The sequence below is a fragment of the Streptomyces sp. NPDC058579 genome (assembly GCF_042718575.1).
Lineage (GTDB): Bacteria > Actinomycetota > Actinomycetes > Streptomycetales > Streptomycetaceae > Streptomyces.
Genome location: NZ_JBHXPI010000007.1, coordinates 186,956 through 198,791, shown reverse-complemented (window position 1 = coordinate 198,791; position 11,836 = coordinate 186,956). Strand labels below are relative to the sequence as shown.

10 protein-coding genes are annotated in these 11,836 nt (G+C 70.7%); 9 read left to right on the top strand and 1 reads right to left on the bottom strand.

The features are described from left to right. Window positions 1-83: 83 nt before the first annotated feature. The 8 genes from ACFWRO_RS12630 (at window position 84) to ACFWRO_RS12595 (ending at window position 7,816) form a co-directional block, all read left to right on the top strand. Window positions 84-509: a phage tail protein gene (locus ACFWRO_RS12630; RefSeq protein WP_384508399.1), complete on the top strand. Its 426-nt coding sequence runs from the start codon at window positions 84-86 to the stop codon at window positions 507-509. Between the two features lie 40 nt (window positions 510-549). Then, on the top strand, window positions 550-1,269 hold the full coding sequence (locus ACFWRO_RS12625; protein WP_384508396.1) for a LysM peptidoglycan-binding domain-containing protein: 720 nt from the start codon (window positions 550-552) through the stop codon (window positions 1,267-1,269). Further along, a complete protein-coding gene (locus tag ACFWRO_RS12620) occupies window positions 1,266-3,089 on the top strand; it encodes a VgrG-related protein (RefSeq protein WP_384508394.1) in 1,824 nt (607 codons plus the stop codon). Before ACFWRO_RS12625 ends, ACFWRO_RS12620 begins: the two co-directional genes overlap by 4 nt. 91 nt (window positions 3,090-3,180) lie before the next feature. Further along, complete coding sequence (locus ACFWRO_RS12615) at window positions 3,181-3,495, top strand: PAAR domain-containing protein (protein ID WP_384508391.1); 315 nt, start codon at window positions 3,181-3,183, stop codon at window positions 3,493-3,495. Beyond that, window positions 3,492-3,914: a GPW/gp25 family protein gene (locus tag ACFWRO_RS12610; RefSeq protein ID WP_384508388.1), complete on the top strand. Its 423-nt coding sequence runs from the start codon at window positions 3,492-3,494 to the stop codon at window positions 3,912-3,914. Before ACFWRO_RS12615 ends, ACFWRO_RS12610 begins: the two co-directional genes overlap by 4 nt. Next, window positions 3,914-5,878 (top strand): putative baseplate assembly protein, encoded by a 1,965-nt coding sequence (locus ACFWRO_RS12605; protein WP_384508385.1) that lies wholly within the window; start codon window positions 3,914-3,916, stop codon window positions 5,876-5,878. The genes ACFWRO_RS12610 and ACFWRO_RS12605 overlap by 1 nt, the downstream gene beginning before the upstream one ends. After that, on the top strand, window positions 5,875-6,426 hold the full coding sequence (locus ACFWRO_RS12600; RefSeq protein WP_384508382.1) for a phage tail protein I: 552 nt from the start codon (window positions 5,875-5,877) through the stop codon (window positions 6,424-6,426). The genes ACFWRO_RS12605 and ACFWRO_RS12600 overlap by 4 nt, the downstream gene beginning before the upstream one ends. Window positions 6,427-7,297: 871 nt before the next feature. Then, on the top strand, window positions 7,298-7,816 hold the full coding sequence (locus ACFWRO_RS12595) for an NADase-type glycan-binding domain-containing protein (RefSeq protein ID WP_384508379.1): 519 nt from the start codon (window positions 7,298-7,300) through the stop codon (window positions 7,814-7,816). 7 nt (window positions 7,817-7,823) lie between these two features. Here ACFWRO_RS12595 and ACFWRO_RS12590 read toward each other — a convergent pair whose 3' ends face one another. Next, window positions 7,824-8,834: a DUF5954 family protein gene (locus ACFWRO_RS12590; RefSeq protein WP_384508376.1), complete on the bottom strand. Its 1,011-nt coding sequence runs from the start codon at window positions 8,832-8,834 to the stop codon at window positions 7,824-7,826. Between the two features lie 161 nt (window positions 8,835-8,995). Between ACFWRO_RS12590 and ACFWRO_RS12585 the strand changes: the two genes are divergently transcribed. Continuing rightward, window positions 8,996-11,581, top strand: coding sequence for a DUF262 domain-containing protein (locus tag ACFWRO_RS12585; RefSeq protein WP_384508373.1), 2,586 nt, complete (start codon window positions 8,996-8,998; stop codon window positions 11,579-11,581). Window positions 11,582-11,836: the final 255 nt, after the last annotated feature.

Genomic DNA, 11,836 nt, shown 5'->3' with positions numbered 1-11,836 from the left:
ACACACCTCCGGCAGGCCCCCGCCGGCCCCGCCACCCAGCACACAGAACGAACACAGAACGCGCCCCCGGGCAAGGAGAAGAGATGACGGACAGCATCGTCGCGACGAGCGTGTTCTTCCGGCTCGCGATCGGCGGCAACGACCTGGGCGCCTTCCACACCTGCTCCGGTCTCGGCGCCCAGGTGGAGATCGAGCAGTACGCGGAGGGCGGCAACAACGGGTTCGCCTGGCAGCTCCCCGGCCGCATCACCTGGTCCAACATCACCCTGACCCGCCCGGTGACCGCCGACAGCGCCAAGATCGCGCGCTGGTTCGACGAGATCATCCAGCGGGTCGAGCCCAAGGACGGCGAGATCGTCGCGCTCAAGCCCGATCTCACCCCCATCGTCGGCTGGCAGGTGCTCGGCATCGTCCCGGTCAGCTGGCAGGGCCCGTCCTTCGACCCGGCCAACTCCCAGGTGGCGATCGAGACCCTGGAGATCGCCCACGAGGGCCTGCGCCCGTCCTGACACCCGGCAACCCCACCCGACGAGAGGAGGTACGTACCCGATGGCACGCGGCAGAGCCAACCGCACCCAAGCCCAACTGACGATCATGGAGCCACCCACGAAGGTCGGCGCCAAGCCGGGCGGCACCCTCGCCCGCGTCAAGCTCCAGTTCAACCCGTCGAGCCTGTCGATGAGCAAGACCACCGAGTGGCGGCGTACGCCCTCCCGGATGGCCGGGCAGTCGGCCCTGCCCGAGTTCGTCGGCAGCGGCCCGCGCTCGCTCTCCCTGGAGGTCTTCCTCGACGGGACCGCCAAGCACGACAACTCCGTCGAGAAGGCCGTGCAGCAGATCATGATCGCCCTCGTGCCCACCAAGGCCAGCCTGGCCCGCAAGACGCCGGCCAGCCCCTGGGTGCGCTTCACCTGGGGTAAGTCGAAGACGACCTCCTTCGACGGCGTACTCTCCAACTTCTCCGTCAACTACAGCCTCTTCGACGTCGACGGGAAGCCGCTGCGCGCCACCTGCTCGCTCTCCATCGAGGAGGCGAGCGTCGACCCGGCGGGCCAGAACCCGACGTCGGGCTCGCGCGATGCGCGCCGTACGCACCTCGTCGTCGCGGGCGACAGCCTGCCGTTGCTCGCCTGGCGCGAGTACGGCGACGCCACCGCCTGGCGGGTCATCGCCGAGGCCAACAACGTCGACGACCCCATGGTGCTCGTGCCCGGCACGGAACTCGTCGTGCCCAGCAACGAGGACGAGACCCTCGAGGAGGGAGAATGAGCCCGAAGCAAGGCGGCCGGTCGTTCGCGGCCGACCCGATCGTCGAGGCCCCGGGCAAACTGCCGGACCCCTGGATCAAGCAATTGGTCAGCTGCGTGGTCGACGAGAACGTCGGACTGCCGGACACCGCCCTGGTGACGTACCGCGACCCGGACCACCACTTCCTCACCGAGACCAAGATCACCATCGGCACAGAGCTGAAGATCTCGGTCGCGACCGCCCAGGCCGGGCAGTCCAAGGTGCGGCTCTTCACGGGCGAGGTGACGGCGCTGGAGCTGGACACCGACGACACGGGCTCGTTCACGGTGATCCGCGCGCACTCCAAGGAGCACCGCCTCCAGCGTGGCCGCAAGGTCGTCGCGTTCCGCAACATGACGACGGCGGCCATCGTCAGGAAGATCGCCGTCGGGGCCGGACTGCCCGTCGGCAAGGTCCAGGCCGCACGGGGCATGCACAAGCAGATCTCCCAGCCCAACGTCTCCGACTGGGAGTTCCTCCAGTACCTGGCCGGGGAGAGCGGCGCCCAAGTGCGGGTCGACGAGAAGGGAATGCTCCAGTTCGTGAAGCCGAAGCCCGCCTCGGCCGCGCCGGCCGTGTCCACCCGGGCGAGTGCGAACCCGCTGGTCCTGGAGTACGGCGCCAACCTGTACGCGCTCCGTGCCGTCCTGACGGCCGCCGACGGGGCGAGCAAGGTGAACGTGCGGGGCTGGAACCCGAACACCAAGATGCCGCTGGTGGGGAACGCGGCCTCCGTCAAGAGCAAGACCCTCGTCCCGGGGCTCTCCCCGTCGGAGGCGGCCAAGTTCGGCAAGAAGGCGGAGATCACCGTCGCTGACACCCCGTACCGTACGAAGGGTGACGCGCAGGCCGTGGCCGATTCCGTGGCCGCGTCGGTGAGCGCCGGGTTCGGCGAGTTCGAGGCGGTCGTCGAGGGGAACGCCAAGCTTCGCGCGGGCACCCCGGTCACCCTCGGCAACGTGGGCAAGGCGTTCTCCGGCAGGTACACGGCCACCGCCGTCCACCACGTCCTGGAGCCGGTGGGCGGATACCGTACGACGGTCGTGGTCAGCGCCTCGCCCGACCGCTCCCTCCTCGGCCTCGCCTCGGGCGCCGTAGCGCCCCCGCGCCCCGCGCGGATGCCGGGTCTCGCCATCGGCGTGGTCACCAACGTGCGTGAGGTGGGCCGTCAGCAGCGAGGCTGGGTGAAGCTGACATTCCCCTGGCTCGACGACACATACGAGACGGACTGGGTACGGACGGTCCAGTGGGGTGGCAAGGGCGGCGGCGGGGTCTTCAGCCCCGAGGTCAACGACGAGGTCCTCGTCGGCTTCGAACAGGGGCTGCTGGACAGCCCGTACGTGCTCGGCGGCCTCTACAACGGCGTCGACATCCCGTCGAAGCACGACGTACCGCTCATCGAAAAGGCCACCGGCAAGGTCCAGCGCCGTTCCCTGGTGTCCCGCTCGGGCCACCGCCTCGAACTGCTCGACACCAGGACCGGCGTCTCCGGGCTCCGCCTGGCCACTGGCAACGGGCAGTTGGAGGTGCAGCTCGACGAACGCCTCGACGAGATCGGCGTCACCGTCTACGACCCGACCGGCAGAACGCCGCTGACGTCGATGACGCTGACCCCGAAGGAGATCACGCTGGACGCGGGTCTGGGCACACTCAACCTGAACGGCCAGATCGTGAACATCAACGCCAACACCCTGATGAACATCGACGCCAAGACCTCGATGAACATCAGCGCCAAGACCGGGGTCACCGTCACCGGCGGGACGGTGGCGACGGTCAAGGCGGCGATGATCAACCTCAACTGATCCGCCCACCGGGCTCCCCACCCACCCGTACCGCCCACCCGGCTCCCCACCCCGTACCGCTTCGACTTCGTCATCAGCAAGGAGTAAGTGAATGCCTCCCGCAGCGCGCGTAGGAGACCCCACGGCCCACGGCGGTGCCCTCGGCACCCCGCCGCCCGGGCCCTTCGCCGCCAGGGTCGCGACCGTGTTCATCGGCGGCAAGCCGGCCGCGGTGACCGGAAGCGTGAACGTCTGCGGGCCGCACGCGTACCTCGCCCTCACCAACCTGGTCATGCCGAACCCGCGGGCCGCCACCCGCCGCGTCATGATCGGTGGGCTGCCGGCCGCCTGCGCGATGGACGACACGGTGTGCGGATCGAAGATCATGGCGGGCGCGCCGAACGTCCTCATCGGGGGGCCGCTGTGAGCGAGCGGTTCATAGGCCGCGGTTGGGGCTTCCCGCTCCGGGTGAGCCCCACCGGCGGGATCGGCATGGTGGAGCGCGACCGGGAGATCGAGGAGGCCATCCGCCTCGTCCTCGGCACCGCTCCGGGCGAGCGCCCGATGCGCCCCGAGTTCGGCTGCGGGGTCCACGACTACGTGTTCGCGCCGGGCGACGACGAGACGGCCGGCAGCATCGGCCACGAGGTGCGGACGGCGCTTGAGCGGTGGGAGCCGCGGATCGAGGTCGACGACGTGGTCGTCGCGTTCGACGCCGTGGACGAGGGCGTCTTCTACATCGACGTCCGGTACACGATCCGGTCCACCAACGACCTGCGGAACCTGGTCTTCCCGTTCTACTCCATCCCCTCCACCGAGGGCTCCGACGAGACGGGAGTGCGCTGATGGCGCTGCCCTCACCCCACCTGGACGACCGGCGGTTCCAGCAGCTGGTCGACGAGGCCAAGCGGTACGTGCAGCAGCGGACGCCGGAGTGGACCGACCACAACGTGTCGGACCCCGGAGTCACGCTGATCGAGACCTTCGCGTACATGGTCGACCAGCTGCTCTACCGGCTGAACCGGGTCCCCGAGAAGAACTACGTGGCCTTCCTGGACCTGTTGGGCGTCACGCTCTTCCCGCCGACGGCGGCCACCGCGGACGTCGACTTCTGGCTGTCCGCGCCCCAGCCCGACACGGTGATGCTGCCGGCGGGCATCGAGGTGGCGACCGAACACGGCGGGACGGAGGAGGAGGTGGTCTTCGGCACCACCGCGGACCTGCCGATCGTGCCCAGCTCCCTGACCCGCCTGGTCACCGCCCACGCGAGCGGCGAGCAGACCGACCGTACGACCGCCCTCGCCGAGGGCCGGGACATCCCCTGCTTCCAGGCCGCTCCGGCCCCGGGGGACGCCGTGCTGTTCGGCCTGCCGACCGCGGTCCCGCGCTGCATCGTCGCCGTCCAGCTGGACAGCCGCGTCGAGGGCGTCGGTGTCGACCCGAGGCAGCCGCCCCTGGTGTGGGAGGCCTGGGACGGCGCGCGCTGGGTGCTGTGCGAGACCGACTCGGACTCCACGGGCGGCCTCAACCGACCGGGCGAGATCATCGTGTTCGTACCGGCGAGCCACACGGCGTCGGTGCTCGCGGGCACGCGGGCGGGCTGGCTGCGCTGCCGGGTGGTCGCCCCGGAGGCCGGTCAGCCGTTCTACTCGGAGTCGCCGACCCTCCGTGAGGCGGAGGTGTTCACCGTCGGCGGCACGATGACGGTCGAGCACGCGGAGGTCGTGCACGACACGATGCTGGGCGCATCCGACGGGGTGGCGGGCCAGCGGTTCCGCGTCCCGCGCCCGCCGCTGCTCCTGGACGGCGAGCCGCCGGTGGTCGAGGTGTCCTCGGCCGAGGGCTGGCGGACCTGGACGCCGGTCGACCACTTCGGCGACTCGACCCCCGCCGACCGGCACGTGGTCGTGGACGCCACGACCGGCGAGTTCACCTTCCCGCCCGCGCTGCGGGAACCGGACGGCACGCTCCGCACCTACGGCGCGGTCCCCGACCAGGGCGCCCAGGTGCGCATCCCGCGCTACCGCACGGGCGGCGGCGCCGCCGGCAACGTGGCGCGCGGCGCGATCTCGGTGCTGCGCAGCTCCGTCCCGTACATCGACCGGGTCGAGAACCGGGAGGCGGCCCGCGGCGGGGTGGACGGCGAGAGCGTCGACAACGCCAAGGTGCGCGCCCCGCACGTACTGCGGATCCGGGACAGGGCGGTCACCGCCCAGGACTACGAGTTCATCGCCCGGGAGGCGGCCCCCTCCGTGAAGCGGGTCCGCTGCCTGCCGGCCGTGGCGGGGGAGGGCGGCGCGGTACGGGTACTCATCGTGCCGGACGCGGTGGCGGACGAGGGCGACGACCGCCTCCGCTTCGAGCAGCTGATCCCCTCGGACCAGATCATGTCGGCGATCACGAACCGCCTCGACGAGCGCCGCCTGGTCGGCACCCGCCTGGTGGTGGAACCGCCCGCGTACCAGGGCGTCACGGTGGTGGCCCGCCTGGTCGCCGAGCCCCAGGACGTGGACCGGGTGCGGGAGGCCGCGCTCGACGCGCTGTTCCGGCACCTGAACCCGCTGCACGGCGGAGCCGACGGCAGGGGCTGGCCGTTCGGCCGCCCGGTCCAGTACGGCGAGGTCTTCGCGGTCCTCCAACGGGCGGCGCAGAACACCCTGGTGGAGGAGGTCCGCCTGTTCCCGGCTGACCCGGTCACGGGCCGGCGGGGCTCTCCGGTGGAACGCATAGACGTGGCGCGCAACGCCCTCGTCTTCTCCTACCAGCACCAGGTGGTCGTGACCCCCGGGGACCTGGGCGGCGGAGCATGACGAGAGCCGCGATCCCCGGCCTGCCGAGCCGCCACCCGATAGGCGCCCTGCTCCCGGCCCTGTACGCGGACGACGACCTGGCGCAGCGCTTCACGGCGGGCCTGGACACGGTCCTGGCCCCGGTCCTCTCCACCCTGGACAACCTCCCGGCGTACTTCGACCCGGCGCTCACGCCCCCCGACTTCCTCCAATGGCTCGCGACCTGGCTGGGCGTGGACCTGGACGAGGACTGGCCGGAGGACCTGAGCAGAACGGTCGTGGCCCGAGCGATGGACCTCCACCGCCGCCGCGGCACGCGCCGGGGCCTGGAGGAACGCCTCCGCCTCTGCCTGGGCGTGGAGGCCGAGATCGTGGACGGCGGCGGAGCGACCTGGTCGACCACCCCGAACACCCCCCTGCCCCCGGCCCCCACGGGCGAACTCCTGGTCCGCGTCAGGGGCCCGGTGGACCCCCGCCAGGTCCTGGACGTGGTCCAGGCCTCCTGCCCGGTCCACCTCACGTGCCGAGTGGAGATCGTGACGGGCGAGTCGGACGAGGGAGGTAACTGACATGCGCGTCTGCCCGGACTGCGGCACGGCGAACGGCGACACGGACGACTTCTGCGGGAACTGCGGGGGTTACGTGGGCTGGTCGAGGGACGAGGAGAAGGAAAGGCAGGAGGAGAAGGAGCGGGACCAGGCCCAGGCCCGGGCCCGGGACCGTCGGAGGACGAGGGAGGAGGAACAGGAGCAGGAACAGCAATCAGAGCTCCCCCAGCTCCCCGCGGTGACCCCGAACGTCCCGACGGCATTGCCGACGGAACTGACGGGAGGCCTCCCGCCAGGACTGGCGGCAGAACTCCCTGCGGGCATCCCGGCGGACATCCCGACGCAACCAGAACCGGGCTTCTTCCGAGGCCTTCTGAGGGGTTTCCAGTCGGAGATCCCGGTGGAGATCCCGACGCAGCTCCCGGTGGACATCCAGTCGGAAACCTCAGGAGAGGAGCCGGCTGAGGAGCAGCCCGAGGAGGAGCGACGGAGGCCCCCGGCCAGGACGACGAGCCAGCCCCCCACGATTCCCCCCCGCCCAACGCACACTCCCACAATCACACCCCCACCCCCACCCATCCCGGCGCGCAGGCCGGTCTCTACGCCGCCGCAGGAACCCCCGGCGGGCCCGGTGGGTGCGGTGGGTGCGGTGAAACCGGCGAAGCCGATAGCGCAACGCCCGAAGGTACGTAAGTCGGCGTCGGAGACGCAGCAGGGCCCGCCCTGCCCGCAGTGCGGCACACCGAACGCCCCGGGCCGCCGCTTCTGCCGCAGCTGCGCGGCGCCGCTGGGCGCGACGGCTCGGGTGGTGCCGTTGCCGTGGTGGCGAACGGTATGGCCGTTCCGCCGCAGGGCGCGCGCGGGCTCGGGCGTGTGGGTGCGCCGCTCGGTGATGGCACTGGTGCTGGTCGGCCTCCTGGTGGGTGGCTACTTCCTGATCCCGGCGGGCCGCTGGCTGTACGAGGACGTACGGGACAAGCTGGGCAAGGCGGCCCCCATCACCCCCGCGTCGACCGAGGCGACGGCATCGGTCCCGAAGCACGGGGCGACGCTGGCGTCGGACGGCCTGAGCAACACGTACTGGGGCGCACCGAAGGTCGGCGACGCGCTGTCGTTCGAGTTCCGCACCCCGTTCCGCATGGTGGACGTGGTCGTCCACACGGGCGTCTCGAAGAAGGCGGAGGCACACCGTCAACAGGCCCGCCCGATCCGCGCGGACCTGGTGATCACGGCGGCGGACGGAACGACGAAGACGAAGGCGATCACCCTCGCGGACAAACCGGGCCCGCAGACGTTCCAGACGGGCCACAGCGACGTGGTCTCGGTCCAGCTGGTGATCCGCGACGCGGCGGGCCTGTCGGAGGGCCGGCACATAGCCCTGGCGGAGGTCGAGTTCTTCAAACGAAACTGAGGGACGGTCAACTCTCAGGATGAAGAACGCCGTCCAGATCCATGGTCGGATGCATCTTCATGGGCCCGTACTCGTCGATGTCGGAGGGGCGTGGCGGCTCGGGCCCGTCCTCTCCGCACCGGACGAGCCTCTCGATGCGGCAGATCCGGAAGAGCCGGTCGTCGATGCGCGCCTCGTTGGCGCGCCCGGCGGCGCGGAACTTCTCTCCGGCGAGCCGGTAGCGCTCGCTCTGCCGTTCTCCGAACTCGTAGATCATGGCCCAGAGTTCGGTCATGCCCGTGTAGAGCGTGCGTCGTGCTTCATGCGGAGTCGCCTGCAGGACGCCGACGGGCCGCCACCCGGCACCACGCCGTTCGGCGACGCCGAACCCGATGGGCAGCAGGACGATGTCGGGATGGGTGTCCACGGCCCGCAGCGATTCGTCCCGTACGTCGTCGGGGAACCGCTTCCCGGCGTACGAGAAGTCACGCAACCCCAGCTTGAGGGCTTCCTGGGTGAGCCCGTCCGCCCGCTCGGGGGCGAGCATGAACCCGAGGTCGGGCGAGGGTGGCGCGCTCCGGTGGTCCCACACGGGCTCGGCGGAGTCCGGGTCGGTCGCGCGGGGCGGCTCGAGCCCGGTCTCCCCGCTCCGGGCGAACTCGTCGGCGCGCACGATCCGGTACCGCTCCCCGAGGGCCACGATCTCGTTGACGGGCTCCTGCTCCAGGATCGCGACGGCCGCGAGGAGATCCCGCCGCACGTCCCGGTCGTCGGTCTCGTCCTTGGCCCGGAACCACAGCAGCGAGTTCAGGCTGTCCCGCGCCTCCTGCGGCATCCCGGCCCCGACCTCCCTGACCACCTCCCACCCGTGCTCCCGCTCGACCGCCACCCCGAACAGCGGCCCCCGCAGCGCGAGATGCGGAAACCGCAACGAGGCATCCACCCCATCGGCCTCCCGCACCCAAGCGACGGGATCCCCACCACGTACCAGCTCCTCGTGAATCCGCTCGAGTCGCCGTTGCTTCCAGTCATCATGCATACACACATGGTGGCGACCCGGAGCGGCCGCCGCGACCGAATCATCCCAACTTCCACACCTGTTGGGATCAGAATCGAGCCGCCCGGCATCTCCTGCCGGGCCGCACCGGGGTGCGGCACAATGACGGGCCGATGGGGGAAAGACTCGGGGAGGGGACGCGCGTGCACGCGCAGGAGACGACGTTCAGCAAGCTGGTTCATGGTGAGACGCAGTTCCAGGTCCCGTTGTACCAGCGCACGTACACCTGGCAGCGTGACGAACTGCGCCAGTTGTGGGACGACGTGCTGGAGCTTGTCGAGGACAAGCTGGAGGGCCGGGCGCCGGCGGCCCACTTCCTCGGGTCGGTCGTGCTCGCTCCGGAGCGGGTGGCGGCGGGCGGGATGCAGCGCTGGCTCGTCGTGGACGGGCAGCAGCGGCTGACGACGCTGATGCTCGCCTTCACCGCGCTGCGCGACAGCCACCGCGCTCGGGGGCGGGAGAAGAAGGCCGCCCGCATCCACGACCTCATCCTGGTCAACGGCTACCAGGACGGGAACGACCACTACCGCCTCCTGCCGACGCAGGCCGACCGCGAGGCGTTCGCCGCCTGCGTGGAGTCGCTGCCCACCGCCGGCGGCCCCGGCAACATCGGCGGCGCGTACCGGTTCTTCCTCGCCGCCCTGACCGAGGGCGAGGAGAGCGCCGGCGAGGATTGGGTCCACGCCGTGGAGTCCGTACTGCGGGACTACCTCTCCATCGTGTCGATCACCGCCGCCGAGGGCGACAACGTGTACCGGATCTTCGAGTCCATCAACAACACGGGTGTCGGCCTCAGCCAGAGCGATCTGCTGCGCAACTACCTCTTCATGTGTCTTCCCAAGCGCGGCGAGGCCGTCTACCGCAACCTGTGGCTGCCGATGCAGGAGCTGCTGGGCCCGGCCAGGCTGGAGCTGCTCGTCTGGCTCGATCTGGTCGTCGGTGGCGACAGCCGGGCCAAGCAGAGCGAGATCTACCGGGACCAGAAGAAGCGTCTCGAACCGCTGAGTTCGGACGAGGCGGCGCTGGAGGCGGAGGTCTCCCGGCTGCACGTGCGGGCCGGCCGCCTGATGCGGATCGTCGAGCCGTGGCGGGAGAGCGACCCGGGCCTGCGCGAGGTCCTGGAACGGCTCGCCCGCTGGGGCGGCCAGACCCACTACCCGCTGGCGCTCCTCCTGCTCGACCGGCTGGACGACGGCAGCGGCGACCCCAAGGAGGTCGCCACCGCCCTCTCGTACGCCGAGAGCTACATGGTGCGGCGCCTGTTCGCCGGCAACTCCACCACGGGCAACAACCGCACCTTCATGGAGCTGCCCAAGGAGGTGGAGAAGGAACTGGACAACGAGCGCTCACTCGCGGACGCGGTACGCCACGCCCTCTCGGCCAAGACGGGGACGCGTGTCTGGCCCTCCGACGCGCTGACGCGCGACTCGATCCGCGACCGCCCCTTCTACAAGTCGGGCCGCTCGCACCAGCGCTTCGAGATTCTGCGCCGATTCGAGGAGAGCTACGCGGCCAGTGAGCCGGTCGACTACGCCAAGGCGAAGCTCACCGTGGAGCACGTTCTGCCCCAGCAGCCCGCCCAGCAGTGGTTCGATCTCCTCGCGGAGGAGTCCGGGGAGAACGCGAGCCCGGAGGAACTGCACACCCAACTGGTGCACACGCTGGGCAACCTCACGCTCTCCGGCGACAACGCGCGCCTGTCGAACCACCCCTTCCACCGCAAGCAGCAGCTCCTGGACTCCAGCGCCTTGCGGATGAACCAGCGGATCGCGGCCCAGGAGCGCTGGGGGAGGACCGAGATCCTCGCACGCGCCGAGGAACTGAGCGACCGCGCAATGGAGTTGTGGCCGGGGCCCATCGACGGCTTGATCCACGCCGATGCCGAATGGGTGGGCTGGGCCGAACTGCGCCAGGCGCTGCTCAACATGCCGGCGGGTACGTGGACGACGTACGGCGACCTCGCCGCCCTCATCGGCACCTCGGCCATCGCGGTAGGCGGCCATGTGAGCACCAGGCCCGCGCTGCATGGGGCGTACCGCGTCCTGCTGGCCGACGGCAAGATCTCGCCCGGCTTCAGCTGGCCGGAAGGGCAGGAGGACGCGGCCGATCCGCGGGAGGTCCTGGAGTCCGAGGGCGTGCCGTTCGACGAGTGGGGCCGTGCCCGCCGTTCGCACCGGCTGACGGCCGCGGACCTGGCCACCCTGGTGGGCAAGGACGACTTCGAGAACGAGACCCCCGCTCAGGGCCCCGAGGCCGACGGCGAAACCGTCGCCGCCCGCTTCGAGACGCTCCTGCGCGACAACCAGACGCCGGACACGGCGCAGGGAGTGCTTGAGTCCCTGCGGTTCTGGGAGGAGCAGGGCGGTTCTCTCGACTACGGGAAGAAGAGCGAGACCAGCTGCTTCCCCATGCTGACCCTGGGCGCCGCCCGCACCCGCTCGCTGTGGCCCCTCGCCCTGTACCCGGTGACGGGCACCGTCGAGGTGGTCTTCCAGCACCTGAAGCGCCGCCCACCCTTCGACGACGAGCTGCTGCGGCGCGAGCTGATGGCGCGCCTGAACCGCGTGGAGGGCATCGACCTGGCGGAGGCCAAACTTGACCTGCGCCCCTCGTTCCCCCTGGAAGCCTTCGCCGCCCACGGCGAGGAACTCCGCGCAGTCCTCCAGTGGTTCATCCACACATCCACCACAGCGACCCCCCACAGCCCCCTGACAGACGCCGGGACCTGAGCCCCCAGCCGGAAACACGCCGGGGGCGGCCGCGCGACGTCGGGCGCCCCGCCACCCCACCCGTAGACCCTGGCGTGCCCCACACAACGACAAAGAGCCGGACCCAGTAGAACTGGGTCCGGCTCTCAATGTCTGGCACTTCCACAGGTCAGCGGCTTGATCACGCTGTTCCGGCTTCTGCGCCCCCGGCAGGATTCGAACCTGCGCACACGGCTCCGGAGGCCGTGCCAACAAGACTCGCCATATGGAGGTTGA

Excerpts from the sequence above, each read along its gene's own strand:
- ACFWRO_RS12590 (WP_384508376.1), bottom strand. The coding sequence starts at position 8,834 with ATGCATGATGACTGGAAGCAACGGCGACTCGAGCGGATTCACGAGGAG.
- ACFWRO_RS12630 (WP_384508399.1), top strand. The coding sequence starts at position 84 with ATGACGGACAGCATCGTCGCGACGAGCGTGTTCTTCCGGCTCGCGATC.
- ACFWRO_RS12620 (WP_384508394.1), top strand. The coding sequence starts at position 1,266 with ATGAGCCCGAAGCAAGGCGGCCGGTCGTTCGCGGCCGACCCGATCGTC.
- ACFWRO_RS12625 (WP_384508396.1), top strand. The coding sequence starts at position 550 with ATGGCACGCGGCAGAGCCAACCGCACCCAAGCCCAACTGACGATCATG.
- ACFWRO_RS12600 (WP_384508382.1), top strand. The coding sequence starts at position 5,875 with ATGACGAGAGCCGCGATCCCCGGCCTGCCGAGCCGCCACCCGATAGGC.
- ACFWRO_RS12615 (WP_384508391.1), top strand. The coding sequence starts at position 3,181 with ATGCCTCCCGCAGCGCGCGTAGGAGACCCCACGGCCCACGGCGGTGCC.
- ACFWRO_RS12605 (WP_384508385.1), top strand. The coding sequence starts at position 3,914 with ATGGCGCTGCCCTCACCCCACCTGGACGACCGGCGGTTCCAGCAGCTG.
- ACFWRO_RS12595 (WP_384508379.1), top strand. The coding sequence starts at position 7,298 with ATGGCACTGGTGCTGGTCGGCCTCCTGGTGGGTGGCTACTTCCTGATC.